Source organism: Rhizobium sp. ERR 1071 (assembly GCF_007828675.1).
In the GTDB taxonomy this organism is placed as follows: Bacteria; Pseudomonadota; Alphaproteobacteria; order Rhizobiales; family Rhizobiaceae; genus Rhizobium; species Rhizobium dioscoreae.
Map to the genome: position 1 here is coordinate 55831 of NZ_VITM01000015.1, position 13679 is coordinate 69509.

General features: G+C 60.4%; 15 protein-coding genes and 1 pseudogene. 6 read left to right on the forward strand and 10 right to left on the reverse strand.

Annotated features, from left to right (window positions below; translation table 11 throughout):
* Positions 1 to 43: 43 nt before the first annotated feature.
* The 10 genes from pcaD to FBZ99_RS29970 all read right to left on the reverse strand — a co-directional run bounded on the left by pcaD (position 44) and on the right by FBZ99_RS29970 (position 9271).
* On the reverse strand, positions 44 to 835 hold the full coding sequence (pcaD, locus tag FBZ99_RS29925) for a 3-oxoadipate enol-lactonase (protein ID WP_145636515.1): 792 nt from the start codon (positions 833 to 835) through the stop codon (positions 44 to 46).
* Positions 836 to 950: 115 nt separating this feature from the next.
* On the reverse strand, positions 951 to 1730 hold the full coding sequence (gene benD, locus FBZ99_RS29930) for a benzoate diol dehydrogenase BenD (protein WP_145636517.1): 780 nt from the start codon (positions 1728 to 1730) through the stop codon (positions 951 to 953).
* Between the two features lie 2 nt (positions 1731 to 1732).
* Positions 1733 to 2761: a benzoate 1,2-dioxygenase electron transfer component BenC gene (benC, locus tag FBZ99_RS29935; RefSeq protein ID WP_113352195.1), complete on the reverse strand. Its 1029-nt coding sequence runs from the start codon at positions 2759 to 2761 to the stop codon at positions 1733 to 1735.
* 42 nt (positions 2762 to 2803) lie between these two features.
* Positions 2804 to 3292: a benzoate 1,2-dioxygenase small subunit gene (gene benB, locus FBZ99_RS29940; protein ID WP_113352194.1), complete on the reverse strand. Its 489-nt coding sequence runs from the start codon at positions 3290 to 3292 to the stop codon at positions 2804 to 2806.
* A complete protein-coding gene (locus FBZ99_RS29945; protein ID WP_113352193.1) occupies positions 3289 to 4647 on the reverse strand; it encodes a Rieske 2Fe-2S domain-containing protein in 1359 nt (452 codons plus the stop codon). The genes benB and FBZ99_RS29945 overlap by 4 nt, the downstream gene beginning before the upstream one ends.
* Positions 4648 to 4744: 97 nt before the next feature.
* Positions 4745 to 5683 (reverse strand): catechol 1,2-dioxygenase, encoded by a 939-nt coding sequence (catA, locus tag FBZ99_RS29950; RefSeq protein ID WP_113352192.1) that lies wholly within the window; start codon positions 5681 to 5683, stop codon positions 4745 to 4747.
* Between the two features lie 84 nt (positions 5684 to 5767).
* Positions 5768 to 6058 (reverse strand): muconolactone Delta-isomerase, encoded by a 291-nt coding sequence (catC, locus tag FBZ99_RS29955; RefSeq protein ID WP_113352191.1) that lies wholly within the window; start codon positions 6056 to 6058, stop codon positions 5768 to 5770.
* A gap of 12 nt (positions 6059 to 6070) precedes the next feature.
* Positions 6071 to 7252, reverse strand: coding sequence for a muconate/chloromuconate family cycloisomerase (locus tag FBZ99_RS29960; RefSeq protein WP_145636519.1), 1182 nt, complete (start codon positions 7250 to 7252; stop codon positions 6071 to 6073).
* A 217-nt stretch (positions 7253 to 7469) separates the two neighbouring features.
* Entirely contained in the window at positions 7470 to 8246 is a 777-nt protein-coding gene (locus FBZ99_RS29965) for a cyclase family protein (RefSeq protein ID WP_113352189.1), read from the reverse strand.
* A 38-nt stretch (positions 8247 to 8284) separates the two neighbouring features.
* Positions 8285 to 9271: a fumarylacetoacetate hydrolase family protein gene (locus FBZ99_RS29970; protein ID WP_113352188.1), complete on the reverse strand. Its 987-nt coding sequence runs from the start codon at positions 9269 to 9271 to the stop codon at positions 8285 to 8287.
* Between the two features lie 94 nt (positions 9272 to 9365).
* Here FBZ99_RS29970 and FBZ99_RS29975 point away from each other — a divergent pair, with 94 nt between their 5' ends.
* The 6 genes and pseudogenes from FBZ99_RS29975 to FBZ99_RS33960 form a co-directional block, all read left to right on the forward strand.
* Positions 9366 to 10301 (forward strand): ABC transporter substrate-binding protein, encoded by a 936-nt coding sequence (locus FBZ99_RS29975; protein ID WP_113352187.1) that lies wholly within the window; start codon positions 9366 to 9368, stop codon positions 10299 to 10301.
* Positions 10298 to 11002: a GntR family transcriptional regulator gene (locus FBZ99_RS29980; RefSeq protein ID WP_145636521.1), complete on the forward strand. Its 705-nt coding sequence runs from the start codon at positions 10298 to 10300 to the stop codon at positions 11000 to 11002. Before FBZ99_RS29975 ends, FBZ99_RS29980 begins: the two co-directional genes overlap by 4 nt.
* A gap of 14 nt (positions 11003 to 11016) precedes the next feature.
* Positions 11017 to 11820, forward strand: a complete 804-nt coding sequence (locus tag FBZ99_RS29985) for an ABC transporter ATP-binding protein (RefSeq protein WP_145636523.1) — start codon at positions 11017 to 11019, stop codon at positions 11818 to 11820.
* Complete coding sequence (locus FBZ99_RS29990; protein WP_145636525.1) at positions 11817 to 12581, forward strand: ABC transporter permease; 765 nt, start codon at positions 11817 to 11819, stop codon at positions 12579 to 12581. Before FBZ99_RS29985 ends, FBZ99_RS29990 begins: the two co-directional genes overlap by 4 nt.
* Positions 12578 to 13345 (forward strand): ABC transporter permease, encoded by a 768-nt coding sequence (locus FBZ99_RS29995; protein ID WP_113352183.1) that lies wholly within the window; start codon positions 12578 to 12580, stop codon positions 13343 to 13345. The genes FBZ99_RS29990 and FBZ99_RS29995 overlap by 4 nt, the downstream gene beginning before the upstream one ends.
* Before the next feature lie 111 nt (positions 13346 to 13456).
* Positions 13457 to 13627 (forward strand): annotated as a pseudogene (locus FBZ99_RS33960) (Fic family protein); the annotation flags it as partial.
* Between the last annotated feature and the right edge of the window lie 52 nt (positions 13628 to 13679).

Here is a 13679-nt window from a genome sequence, read left to right on the forward strand (position 1 = left end):
TCGCTGGCGATCGCCAGGCCGTCCAGCCGGATTGCATCGGCCGTTACCGGCATAAAAAATCACAAACCGCCGCATTGAAAGCGTCTGGACTCTCCACGTTTAAAATATGTCGGCCTGGTAGGCAAAGATGACGGCCGTCGCACACCCCCTTTGCTATCGCTTCCAGATCGTTCGGCGGACATACACTATCATCGGCACCGGACAGAGTGAGGATCGGGTTCGAGATCGAGCCAATATCCTCTCGGAGGTCTGCATCCCGCAACGCTTCGCAGCAGCCGAGATAGCCTTCCTTGGAGGTCCTCGAAAAGCTATCAAGTACCCTCGCGGTTGCGTCGGGGTGGGAGGCGCGAAACTCCGGCGTGAACCAGCGCTCGGCCGTGGCGGGCACCAAAGCCTCCAAGCCGCTGGCCCTGACGTCATCGATCCTCGCTGTCCAACCTTCGGCACTCCCGATCTTGGCCGCCGTTGCGCAAAGTATTATTTTCTCAAATCGAGCCCGATGATGGATCCCGAGCCACTGTCCCGTCAGGCCACCGATGGAGAGACCACAGAAGTGGGCACGCGGGATACCGAGAGCGTCCATTAGCGAGATCACATCACCGCCGAGGTCGGCAAGCGTATAGGGCCGAGGGGGTGCGGATGACAACCCGTGCCCCCGGCGGTCATAGCGCAGAATCCTGAAACTGTCAGCGAGTTCGCGAATTTGGCGATCCCACATGCGCAGGTCCGTGCCAAGCGAGTTGCAAAATATAAGCCAGGCCTTGTCGGAGGTCTCGCTAGTAGTACCGTCAACTCGATAATGCAGGCGATGCGTTGGTAGGTCTAGGAATGACATTAGATCAACGTAACGCCCACTGAAACGCACTAAGCGGAGCGTTGTCTATTGTGTCATTCACACCAAAGTCGCACATTGTCTCCTCCCGAGTTGCTACGCATTCAAGAACACGAGGTCAGCCGAGGTCGCCTCCCGCGACCGGCAGTATGCTTCCAGTAATGTATGAGGCCTCGTCGGAAGCCAGAAATAGGATTGGCGCGGCCTGCTCGGCGATGCTGCCATAACGCTTCATGAAGCTTGATTGCCTTACCTGCGCGACGACCTCGCCCATCCAGGCCTTTTCCTCGCCGGTGTCGCCTTCAGCGTTCCGAGGGATAGCCCGTGCGGGAGCTTCCGTACCGCCGGGCGCGGTCGCCACGACACGGATGTTCCGTTCAGCCAGCTCCATGGCTAGCGACTGGGTGATGGCATTGATGCCGCCCTTGGCCGCCGAGTAGGGCACGCGATGAATCCCCCGGGTGGCATTCGATGATACGTTGACAATAGTGCCGCCGCCGCGCGCCAGCAGATGCGGGATCACCGCGTGGCATCCGTAGAGCGTCGGCATCAAGGATCGACGTATTTCCGCGTCGATCTGCGTCGGCTGGAATGCTTCGTAGGGACGCATTCGGATCGCTCCGCCGACGTTGTTAATCAATACATCGATGCCGCCGAAGGTTTCTACGGCAAAACGCATCGCAGCCGATGCGCCTTCGTAGGTCTCCAGATCGGCCATGAACGACGCCGCGTGCGTGCCTGCCTCGCGCGCCACTTCCCCGACAAGATCGGCGCGATCCACCAGCACGACGCGAGCACCTTCTTCGGCGGCGCGTATGGCCACGGCACGCCCAATGCCTTGCGCCGCGCCCGTCACAACGAGTACCTTGCGAGCAAAGCGGTCTCGATAGGTGGTCATCGCTATGCCGCCTCTTTCCCAACCGCATTGGGCGTGAACTTCTCGTAGTAGAAGCTGCTAGGGCTGACACCATTGTCATTAAAGTGCTTGCGCACCGCATCGACCATGGGCGGCGGGCCGCAAAGGTAGACGTCGACATCACCGCCGTGCAGGACTTCCGCGGGCATATGCTGCGTTATCCAACCTTTGCGCGGGTGGCTGGACGTGTTTTCGGCGACGACGGTGCTGAAGCTGAAATTCGGCAGGCGATCGGCATAAGCCTCTATCACGTCGACGAGAACGAGATCGAGATCTCGCGTCACCCCATAGATCATATGGATCGACTGGTCAGAGCCGGCGCGAGCGAGCGTTTCAAGCATCGAGAGGAAGGGCGCGAGCCCTGTCCCGCCAGCAAGAAACAACAGGGGACGTTTCACTTCACGCAGATAGAAACTTCCCAGCGGGCCCGTCAGGTCAAGCTTGTCGCCAGGCTTCGCGCCGGCGAGCCAGCCGCTCATCGCACCGTTGGGAATCCGCTTGATGAGAAAGGCGACGCGCTGATCACCCGGAGCCGAGGAGAAGGAGTAGGAGCGGTTCTGACCATAGCCGGGAACGTCGATATTGACGTATTGGCCGGGCAGGAAGGCCGGTAAGGATGCCGCATCCACTCGCAGTTCAAGGACAATCGCAGCATCTAGGTGCGGCGTCACGGCGGTAACGGTGGCCGCGAACTTCTGATGGCCGGTCTTGCAGGCAAGCGAGGTCGCGGGCACTGAAAGAACGCAATCCGATGTCGGTCTCATCTGGCAGGTGAGCACCAGACCGCTTTCCGCCTCGTCCGCGGTCAGGGCGTCGTCGATAAAATCATCACCGAGGTCGTAGCTGCCGCTTTCAGCGCGGCACTTGCACGTGCCGCACACGCCGTCGGAGCAATCCATCGGGAGGTTGATCTTGGCGCGATAGGCAGCGTCGAGAACCTTCTCGCCGCTATTGCATCCGATGAAACGGGTAACGCCGTCCTCGAAGTTCAAAGCGATGTTGTAGCTGGTCATGGAAGCCTCCTCATGCGTTCCAATGCCGTCAGGAGATGCCTGTCAGATGTGATAGACGTCGATGACCTGGCGAATGTAGTCATTCTTCAGCACGATCTTCTTGTTTGAGATCAGCAGTTGATCGCCGCTCCTGCGCAAGGTGACAAACATGGTTCCGAAGAACTGGTCCGTCACCTTGTAGCGGTGATTGAGCGTGTGGAAGTTGCAGCGAATGTCGACCTCCGCTTCGCGGCGAGCCAATACCTCGACATTGGTGACGTTGTGGCTGGTGCGTGGTTCAGGCGTCGATGCACCGGAGCGCTCGGTCTTGATACGGAACACCCGGTCTTCCAGCCCGTCCCGGCTTGGATAGAAAATCAGCGATATCTGGCTATCCGGGTCCTCGGTCAGTTGATCGTCATCATCCCAGGCCGGCATCCAGTATTCGACATCCGGTGCATAGCAGGTCAACCATTCATCCCATTCGCGATCATCGAGCAGTCGCGCCTCGCGATAGAGGAAGGCGCGGATCTCGTCATAGGAAATGCTCATGAGAGGACTCCTTCCTTCTCGGCCGCGAGCGCCTCGCGCATCACCTTCGCCCAATATTCATGCTGGCGGACGAACAGTCCCTCGTCCTCGCTGCGTTCCCCTGACAGCAGCGGCTCCAGGCCCATCCGCCTGGCATTCTCGTCCGGGCCGTCGATCCAGAGGGGCGCCCCGCGCGACAGATCATTCCATAGTGCCGTCGTTCCGGCGTAACCGGCCTGGCAGGCTCGGAATTCCTCCAGGTCATCTGCGGTACCCATGCCCGATACATTGAAGAAGTCTTCATATTGCCGGATACGAAGCGTGCGATCCGCCTCGCTTTCGCCCTTCGGCGCAAAGCAGAAGATGCTGATCTCTGTCTTGTCGACGCTGATGGGGCGGGTCACGCGGATCTGGGTGCTGAACTGGTCCATCAGGAACATATTCGGATAAAGGCAGAGATTGCGGGTCTGGTTGATGATGAAATCCGCCTTGTCGGCGCCCATGCGGGTTTCGATCTCGTCGCGACGGTTATAGACCGGCCTGACCTCCGGGTTCATCGCCCGGGTCCACAACAGGATATGGCCGTTCTCGAAACCGTAGACGCCGGCGATGGACTTGCTCCAGCCATTGGCATCGACGGCCTTCGTGCCCTCCTCGTTGCGCCGTCCCATGGTGGCGGCGTAGTTCCAGTGGACGGAGCTGACGTGATAGCCGTCGCAACCGTTCTCCATCTGCAGCTTCCAGTTTCCGTCATAGATGTAGGACGAGTTGCCACGCAGGACTTCCAGGCCCTCGGGCGCCTGATCCACGACCTGGTCGATGATGACCTTGGCTGCGCCGAGATAATGCTCCAGTGAGGCAACGTCTCCGTTCAAGCTGCCGAAGAGGAAGCCGCGATAGCTCTGGAAACGCGGAACCCGCTTGAGATCGTGCGAGCCATCCTTTGCGAATTGCTCGGGATATTGCGTCGTCTTCTCGTCCTTGACCTTCAGCAGCTTGCCGGTGTTGGAGAAGGTCCAGCCGTGGAAGGGGCAGGTGAAGCTGCCCTTGTTGCCATGCTTGCGGCGGCAGAGCATGGCGCCGCGATGAGCACAGGCATTGATGACGGCATGCAGCTCTCCAGTCTTGTCGCGAGTGATGACCACGGGCTGGCGGCCGATATAGGTGGTGTAATAGTCGTTGTTATCTGGAATCTGGCTTTCATGCGCCAGGTAGACCCAATTGCTCTCGAAGATATGCTTCATCTCCAGCTCGAACAGGTCTTCATTAGTGAAGATGTCGCGGCGGCAGCGGAATATTCCCGCCTCCTTGTCATCCTGCACCGCGGTTGCAAGCAGATGATCGAGATCTCGGGCCTTATCGATGATCGCAGACATGGTTTTTCTCCCGCTCGCGGCGCCTCGGCGCGGCACTAGCAACAATGTCGATGATGAAGAGAGGGGCGGTGGCCGTCCCGGCCACCGCGTCATGCGGTTAGGCTGCCGCGCGCTTGCGCTGCTCGTTGATCTGGTTGTCGACGCCGTTGACGAGGGCTGTCAGATGGAAGTCGAACTTGATTTCGGCATAGGGGCCACTGAGATTATTGGCCTTGATACCGGCCTCGTCGGTGCGTTCGGTGACCTCGGGCACGAGGCCGTCCCTGGTCGCATAGGCAAAGTCGTCATTGACGAGCGGATCGCCGGCGATGTTGATCTGGGTCGTCAGCTTGCGATGGTCGTCGGCGCTGATGAAGAAGTGGATATGAGCTGGGCGCTGGCCGTGGCGGCCGAGTGCCGACAGCAGCTTTTCGGTGGGGCTGCCCGGCGGCACGCCATAGCCATGCGGCACGATGCTCTGGAACTTGTAACAGCCGTTGACGTCGGCGATGATCGTGCGACGCATGTTGAACGGGGCCTGCTTTCCCGTGGGGTCGAAATGCGAATAGAAGCCACGGGTATCACAGTGCCATACCTCGACGCTTGCGCCGGGTAGCGGCTTGCCATCGGCGCCATGGACGGTGCCGTGCATGATGAGCGCGTGGCCGTTGGCATCGGTGCCGTCGTCAAGGCGGGCAAAGCCGTGCGCGACCGGCGCGCCGGCCACATAGAGCGGCCCTTCGATCGTGCGCGGCGTCTCGTTCTTGATGCCGAGCGCGTCGTCGATGGCATCGAGGCGTTCGTCGAGAAAATGGTCCAGCCCGAGGCCGGGCGAGATGAGGCCGGCCTGGCCGGCCGCGCCGAGTTCGTTCAGCCAGGCGATCGCCGTCCAGTATTCGTCGGGTGTGATGTCGAGGTCGTCAATCGCCCTGAACAGATCCGACACCAGCCGGTGGATGACCTGCTTGACGCGCGGATTGCCGCCATCATTGGTCAGGCCGCTGAGCACCTTCAGGAAATCCTGTACGTCAGGCCTGTCAAAAATCCTCACACTCATGTCGTACTCCTCCTCTTTTCCGATCGTTGCGATAGCCGCTTCGAAGACCCTGCGAGCGGCAAGGCCCTCTTGCGGGTCGTCGCCTCAGGTGTCGTCGTCGCGGATCGACGACGGATGCCGCAAAAGCGGCGTGACTTTGATGGTCATGAACTTGAACAGCGGCAATCCACTCAGGATCGCATGCAGCTCTTCATTGTCCTTCACATCGAAAATACTGTGGTTCGCGTATTCGCCGGCAATGCGCCAAATATGCCGCCATTTGCCGCTGCGCTGCAGTTCCTGAGAATAGGCCTTCTCTCTAGCGATAATCTCACCCGCGTCGGTCTGCGGGAGATCCCAGGGGATGTTAACGTCCATTCGCACGAGAAAAAGCATGACCCCTATCCTTTACATAGCGACGCTGACGGTCTTGCGCGGCCCATCGCGCAGGAAGAATTTCACGCGCTCATCGTCGAGCGCGATGCCGAGGCCTGGCCCATTTGGAACGGCGAGCTCGAATTCGCCATAGTCTAGCGGCGTCGCGAGAATTTCCTCGGTCAGCAGCAGCGGCCCGAAGAGTTCCGTTCCCCATTGCAGATTGGCGAAAGTGGAAAAGACGTGAGCGGAAGCGGCGGTCCCAACGACGCCCTCGAGCATGGTGCCACCATAGAGTTCGATGCCGGCTGCATCGGCGATGGACGCGACGCGCTGCGCATTGAAGAGGCCGCCGCTTTGCTCGATCTTGATGGCGAAGACATCCACGCCGTTGGTCTTCGCGAGCTCGAAAGCGGTTTCTGGACCCTGTAGGGATTCATCGGCCATCAGGGCGATGGAAAAGCGGCGCACGAGCCGCGTCAATGCCGCCGCGGAAGCGACTGGCTGTTCGACCAGCTGGCAGCCCGCATCAGCAAGCGCGGCCATGCCGTAGGCCGCTTCGGTTTCGCTCCAGGCCATGTTGACGTCGACGCGAACCGCACCGCGGTCCCCAAGCGCGCGCTTGATCGCCGCGACATGCGCGATGTCTTCGCTGAGCGTCCTGGCGCCGATCTTCAGCTTGAAAATCCTGTGGCGGCGAAGGTCGAGCATCTTCTCGGCCTCGGCTATGTCGGTGGCCGTATCGCCGGAGGCGAGTGTCCATGCGACTGGCAACCGGTCGCGTACGCGTCCTCCCAGGAGTTCGCTGACCGGCAAGCCGAGACGCTTGCCGTGCGCATCCAGCAGTGCCGTTTCGACGGCGCATTTGGCGAAGCGGTTTTCCTTGATCCTTTTACCGACGCGCGCCATCAGGAGCTGTATACGGGTGGCGTCCTGGCCCATCAGAGCCGGCTGAAAATAGGTATCGATCGCGAGTTTCATACCCTCCGGGCTTTCCCCGCCGTAGGAGAGCCCGCCGATCGTCGTTCCCTCGCCAATGCCAACGATGCCGTCGCTGCAATGGATTTTGACCAGCATCAGGCTCTGACCATGCATCGTCGTGACGGAGAGCCTGTGCGGCCGGATGGTCGGCAGGTCGATCAGCAAGGTTTCCACCCCGTCGATGACCGGGGCTATGGGTGCGTTCTGAGCAATGGGTGCGAAAACCGTGTTCATGACGCAAATGTGCGCCGCGGCCGAAGGATCGTCCAACACTGAATAGGTTTATTATAATACCCTGTAGGTATAATGTGCTTCAACCTGACCGGAATGCAGGCTTTCCGCACTACACAACACCAGACGAGTTTAAAAATAAGCGGTGAGTAGGAGGCGTCGAAAGGGACTTCGTCAACTCCGCTCCTCGTCGGCCGACGAGCACCCAAGCGATCCGGTATCAGTTATCGATAATCGCTACCGCGCGGCACCAGCCGGCGGATGCTCGCTCGATCTTGACGGGGAAGCAGCTGATCGTGAAGCCGGCCGAGGGGAGTTCCTCCAGATTGTGCAGCTTTTCGATATGGCAATAGCCGGTGTGCCGGCCGGCCTTGTGGCCTTCCCAGATCAGCGATGCATCCCCGGTCTCGATATATTTTTTTGCGGTATGCACGAACGGAGCATCCCAGCTCCAGCCGTCCGTGCCGGTGACGCGGACGCCCCGGTCCAGAAGGTACATGGTCGCTTCATAGCCCATGCCGCAGCCGCTTGCGACATAGTCCGGCTGGCCGAACTTGATGCCAGCGGATGTGTTGACGACGACGATTTCCAGGGGCTTCAGCACGTGGCCGATACGCTTCAGCTCGGCTTCGACGTCGGCCGCCGTGGCGACATAACCGTCGGGAAAATGGCGGAAGTCGAGCTTCACCGCCGGCTGGTAGCACCATTCGAGCGGCACCTCGTCGATACGCCAGGCCGGTTCGCCATGGTTCATCGTCGGATGGTAATGCCACGGCGCGTCAAGATGCGTGCCGTTGTGGGTCGAAAGCACCACTTTTTCAACCGCCCAGCCTGCTCCTTCGGGCAGGTCCTCGGCCTTCAACCCTGGAAAGAAGGACAGGATCTGGTCGAGGCTTTGGACGTGGTCGATATAGCTCACGGACGGAATCTGGATCGGCGGGTCGGCCGGGATGTCGTTGGCAATCGGGACTGAAAGGTCGATGATACGGTGCGCCATTGTTTCCTCCCAAGGCGATGCGTTCGCGCAATATGGCGTCAGGCGAATTGCCGGACGACCTTGTTCTTCAAGATGCCGATCTTCTCGATCTCCAACTCGACGATGTCGCCGTCCTCCAGGAAGTGGCCGGTTTCCAGGCCGCATCCGTTGCCGATCGTGCCCGAGCCGATAAATTCGCCAGCATGGACGGTTTCGTCCTGCGACATATGCGCCAGGATCTGCTCGAAGCTGAAGAGCATGCCAGCCGTCGTGCTTTCGCAACGGACCTCGCCGTTCACTCGGACGGCAGCCTTCAGCGAATAGGGATCGGGTATCTCGTCCCGGGTCACGATCCAAGGACCGAGAACGTTGGCGCCGTCGAAGCTTTTGCCCTTGGCCGGGCCGAGCCATCCCGGCATTTCCTTGCCCTGCTGGTCGCGCGCCGAAAAGTCGTTGAAGATCGTGTAACCGAAGATGTGGTCTCGGGCGTCTTCGACGCTGATATTGGCGGCGGTCTTGCCCACGACGATGCCGTATTCGAGCTCGTAGTCCATCACCCTGGAATAACGGGGCCATGCCACCGTGGCGCCGGGGCCGCCCACGATCAGCCGGTTTGTGATGTAGTAGATCGGCAATTGACGATAGATATCCGCAAGCGGCGCAAGCGGTTCGGCGTCTATGGCCGCAATGGCCTCGCTGTCGCCCGCGGCCATCAGCCGCCGCATGCCTCGGCCCGACTGCCGTATATGGGTTTCGTAGCTCATGCCGTCGCGCATCTGACGCGGTTCGGGAAGCGGCGCCAGCAATTCGGCCGAACCGACCGGCAGCCCGAGCGCGGCGTTGTCGCCGTGTTCGGCAAACAGGCGCCGGGCTTCCTCAAGCGCGCCATCGCCGCCGTCGATCAGCGCCAGCATCGAAGAAAAGCTTCGCGCATTGTCACTGTGAAGCTCGGCCGCGTGTGTCAAGTCGAATAGGCGCGTATCGCCTTCATGCACGATTCCGACACGTGGGGAACCGTCCGCGTTTCGAAAAGTCGCCAGTTTCATCAGTCTCCTCCGACTTGCGATCATATATATTTTGTGACTATATCGATATTTGATATCATCCCGATTGGGAAGCGGGATTTTGGGAGGAATTTAAATGACGGTTTTCGCGAGGGCCGCGTTCGGAGCGGCACTGGTACTTGCTGCGTGGGCGGACAATGCTACGGCGCAGACGAAGGTCAATATCGGCTGCACGGCGACGACGGATTGCGCATCCGCCGCGGTGGCGCTGCAGGAGGGCATCTTCAAGAAGAACGGTCTGGACGTCAGTCTGACGCTGATAGGGCTGAATTCCAACATTCCCGCGGCCCTGCTCTCGGACTCGATCCAGATCGGGGGGCCGACGCCGTCCGTCTTCTTGCAGGCCATCGATGGCGGGCTCGATCTCGTCGCGGTGGCGGGAGCCAGTTCCACCGCCAACAGTACCTATGACTCGGCAGGGGTGATCGCCGCGCCGGCAAGCGGGATCAGGGGCCCGAAGGATTTCGTTGGCAAGAAGGTGGGCGCACCCGGTATAGGGGCCTTCCTCCAGGTCCTTTTCTCCAAGTGGCTGATCGATAACGGCGTCGATCCCAAACAGGTGAATTTCGTCGAGGTCACCTTTCCGACGATGAGCGATGCACTGAAATCCGGAGCCGTGGATGCCGTGGTCGGGGCCGAGCCGTTCATGTCGCGCATTCTGGCGAGCGGCACAGGCAAGATCGCGGGCTATTTCCTCGAAAAGCTGCCGGAGCGCCGACCGCAGATCCTTTATGCGTCCACTCGTGTCTGGGCGGATGCGAATCCGGATGCCTTGAAGGCGTTCCGGGCCTCCATCCAGGAAGGCGCGAAGATCGTCAACGAGTATCCCGACAAGGGCCGGAAAGCCATCGCCAATTTCACGAAGATTTCGATGGACGTGCTTTCGAAGATGAAGCTTTCTGTTGCGGATCCAGGGATCGATCAGGAACAACTTGATTGGTGGGTCAGCACCATGAGCGAGCAGAATATGCTGCAGGGAAAGCCGGATACGGCGACACTTATCCAGAAATGATCGAAGCTAAAATCAATCCACTGTTCGGGGAGGCTGCGACGGCCTCCGATACCTTGAGCGAGCGCGCCGCGGCGGTTGTCGAGCAGGATATTCTGTCGGGCATCTGGCCGCCCGGGGAACGCCTCGGTATTCAGGCCCTCTCCGAGCGTTACGGCATCGGTGCCACGCCGCTCAGGGAAGGTCTGTCTCGTCTTGTCTCAAGAGGATTGATTTCGGCCGTCGGCCAAAAAGGTTTCCGGGTCGCCGGTGTTTCGAAAGCCGATCTTGCCGACATCACGCTCGTGCGAACCCTGACTGAGCTGGAAGCCCTGCGGCTTTCAATGCAGCAGGGAGGCGATGAATGGGAGGCGGGCATCCTGTCGGCTCTCCACCGTCTTGTCCGGTCCGTCGAACGCGATCCTGAGACGATGCGGGAAGGAACTCCGGAGTTCGACCGCCTGCACAAGGCCTTCCATCGGGCGTTGCTCGAAGCCTGCGGCTCGGAGCGCCTGCTGCGAATACACGATGATCTGTATTACCAGGCTTATCGCTACCGACGGGTGATGATGAGTCGCCTTGCGCCGCATCACGATGCTTTCCTGGAAGCCCACAAGGCGCTTGCCGATGTCGTTCTGGCGCGGCGGTTCGACAAGGCCGAGGCCGAGCTCGCCAGCCATCTCGCCCAGACCCTCGATGTCGTCTACGGCCGAACAGAAACATAAGGGGAAACATGAACATGGCCGTGACAGCCAATCCAACGGCGATAAGCAGGGATGCCGCGCAGTCGGTGATAAGCTTCGACGGGGTTAGCCTTGCCTATGGCGGCCGGGTCATCATCTCCGGATTGAGCTTCGACGTCCGCCGCGGCGAAATCGTCTGCATCATCGGGCCTTCGGGCTGCGGCAAGACCACGGCGCTTCGCATGGCCGGGGGCCTCGTGCGTCCGAGCGCCGGCACGGTGAGGCTGCTCGGCGCCCCGCTGACCGCCCCACGGCAGGACGTGGCGATCGTCTTTCAAGACTACGCCAAGGCGCTACTCCCTTGGCGCACGGCGGCCGCGAATATCTCGCTGGCGCTTGAGGCGGCCGGCGTACCGCGTGGCGAGCGGCAGGCCCGCATCGGGCCACTTCTCACCAAGGTTGGGCTTGCGGGACACGAAGATAAATATCCTGGGGAGATGTCGGGTGGCATGCAGCAGCGCATTCAGATTGCCCGCTGTCTGGCCCAGGAGCCGGCCGTGTTGCTGATGGACGAACCGTTCGGAGCTCTCGACGCCATGACCCGACAGGGCCTGCAGGACGAGATGCTCTCGCTGGTGGCGGAAACAGGGACGACCGTCTTCTTCGTGACCCATGACCTGGAGGAGGCGGTCTATCTCGGCGACCGGGTCATTGGCCTCATGCCTAATCCCGGCCGCATCGGCATCGACCAGCCGGTAGATCTGCCCCGCCCGCGCAATCAACTCGAGACCCGCGAAATGCCCGAATTCCTGCGGCTTCGGCGCGCGCTGTTCGATTTCATTGAGAAGGCTGAACCATGAGCGCTAGCCGATGGAAAGGTTTCGTTGTGCCGGGAGCGCTGCTGATTGCGGCGGAAATCGCCATGCGGACCCGTGAATCGGATTCTCTGTCGCTTGCTGCACCGAGCGACATCGCTGCTGCTCTAGTCCGGATTCTGGTTGACGGATCACTGCTGGCTGCAACGCGTGATACGCTGGTGACCGCAGGTGTCGGCCTGTTTCTCGGCGGAGTGATCGGTTTGATACTCGGCATGCTGTTTGGTCTGGTCGAGACGGTGGATCGTCTGATGGAGGTGACTGTGGAAGCGGTACGCCCGATTCCGTCGGTCGCGGTTCTGCCGATCGCCATGCTGCTATTTGGTTTCGGTTATCGCATGGAGATCGCCATTGTCGCCTTCTCCTGCCTTTGGCCGATCATGATCCTGACTCGCTCGGCAATGAGTGGCATCGAGCCGCGACTGATGGAAGTCGCGCGAGCACTTAGGCTGTCGACCTGGAGCCAGATGCGAAAGATCGTGCTGCCCGCAGCGCTGCCGCGCATCATGGTCGCATTTCGTTTGGCGGCGGCGATTGCGCTTGTCGTGTCCGTCACAGTCGAAATCGCCGTCAATCCAATCGGACTGGGCTACGGCATCCTGATCGCGCAGCAGGCCCTGCAGCCAGCCATTATGCTCGCATATCTGGTCTGGATCGGTATCGTGGGATGGGGGCTGAACGGTCTGTTGTCGCTGGTGCAGAACAAATTTTTTGGCCGCATCGGACGAGTGGAGACCATTACATGAAGGCCTGGCGCGTGCTCTGGCTCGGATTGAGCTTTCTGATCGCCGTTCTCCTCGTCTGGGCATGGCAGATGCTGGCGGAATATAAACTGGTCAGCCCCGTTTTCCTGCCCGGGCCGGATCGCGCCTGGGGCGCTTTGATGAAAGGCTTCATGACCGGCGATCTCGGGAGAAAGCTGCTCTCGACAGTGGGGCGGATGTTCTGGGGATGGCTGATCGCCTCCTTACTCGGCATTATTCTAGGCGCCGCCATCGGCACCTCTCCGCGCCTGCGCGCCTATCTTTCGCCGATGCTGGAGTTCCTTCGCCCGCTGCCGGCCTCCGCGACGATTCCCGTGGCCATCGCGATACTCGGCCTGTCGGACGGCATGGTGCTTGCCGTGATCGCCTTCGGCGCGCTTTGGCCGGTGCTCCTTGCCACCGTGCATGGTTTTTCGGGGGTTGAACCGCGCCTCTATGAGGTCGGGCGAGCGCTAAAACTTTCGCGAGTGGCCGTGATCGGCAAGATTGCATTGCCATCGGCGAGCCCGGATATTCTCGCTGGTATGCGCCTCGGGCTCACGGTGGCTCTCATCCTGTCAATCGTATGTGAGATGATTGCAGGTCGGGATGGACTCGGTAACTGGATTCTGCTCGCCGCACGCTCGTTTCGTGCCCCGGACCTCTATGCTGGCGTGATCCTGCTCGGTGTGCTGGGATATCTGACCGCGGTTGCGATTGGACTTGTCGAGGCCCGATTGCTTGACTGGCGACGGCGCACGAAATAACTCCAAGCAACAGACGTTGAATCTGCTCACGCGCGGCCACGACGGCACTGCTTTTGCAACCTCCGGCGAGCAACCTATCGCTACGGTTCGGAGGTTGGTCAACGGCGCTGTGTCGCAACGCCAGGCCTATTCGGACCCACAGCTAAAGCGGCGCTGGCAGACTTGGAGCGCTTCGACATCATCAAGGAAATAACGGGTCGCAAGCGCGGGAGAGTCTTCAGCTATGGCCCGTACCTCGCAATTCTGAGTGAGGGCACCGATCCGTCGTCCCCGGTCGCGTGAAAAAACAGAATATTTATAGGTCGCTGGGTCGAATCCGTTCAGCTGCAAACAG

Coding starts and splice junctions, on each gene's coding strand:
- pcaD (WP_145636515.1), bottom strand. CDS start 835: ATGTCATTCCTAGACCTACCAACGCATCGCCTGCATTATCGAGTTGAC.
- benD (WP_145636517.1), bottom strand. CDS start 1,730: ATGACCACCTATCGAGACCGCTTTGCTCGCAAGGTACTCGTTGTGACG.
- benC (WP_113352195.1), bottom strand. CDS start 2,761: ATGACCAGCTACAACATCGCTTTGAACTTCGAGGACGGCGTTACCCGT.
- benB (WP_113352194.1), bottom strand. CDS start 3,292: ATGAGCATTTCCTATGACGAGATCCGCGCCTTCCTCTATCGCGAGGCG.
- FBZ99_RS29945 (WP_113352193.1), bottom strand. CDS start 4,647: ATGTCTGCGATCATCGATAAGGCCCGAGATCTCGATCATCTGCTTGCA.
- catA (WP_113352192.1), bottom strand. CDS start 5,683: ATGAGTGTGAGGATTTTTGACAGGCCTGACGTACAGGATTTCCTGAAG.
- catC (WP_113352191.1), bottom strand. CDS start 6,058: ATGCTTTTTCTCGTGCGAATGGACGTTAACATCCCCTGGGATCTCCCG.
- FBZ99_RS29960 (WP_145636519.1), bottom strand. CDS start 7,252: ATGAACACGGTTTTCGCACCCATTGCTCAGAACGCACCCATAGCCCCG.
- FBZ99_RS29965 (WP_113352189.1), bottom strand. CDS start 8,246: ATGGCGCACCGTATCATCGACCTTTCAGTCCCGATTGCCAACGACATC.
- FBZ99_RS29970 (WP_113352188.1), bottom strand. CDS start 9,271: ATGAAACTGGCGACTTTTCGAAACGCGGACGGTTCCCCACGTGTCGGA.
- FBZ99_RS29975 (WP_113352187.1), top strand. CDS start 9,366: ATGACGGTTTTCGCGAGGGCCGCGTTCGGAGCGGCACTGGTACTTGCT.
- FBZ99_RS29980 (WP_145636521.1), top strand. CDS start 10,298: ATGATCGAAGCTAAAATCAATCCACTGTTCGGGGAGGCTGCGACGGCC.
- FBZ99_RS29985 (WP_145636523.1), top strand. CDS start 11,017: ATGGCCGTGACAGCCAATCCAACGGCGATAAGCAGGGATGCCGCGCAG.
- FBZ99_RS29990 (WP_145636525.1), top strand. CDS start 11,817: ATGAGCGCTAGCCGATGGAAAGGTTTCGTTGTGCCGGGAGCGCTGCTG.
- FBZ99_RS29995 (WP_113352183.1), top strand. CDS start 12,578: ATGAAGGCCTGGCGCGTGCTCTGGCTCGGATTGAGCTTTCTGATCGCC.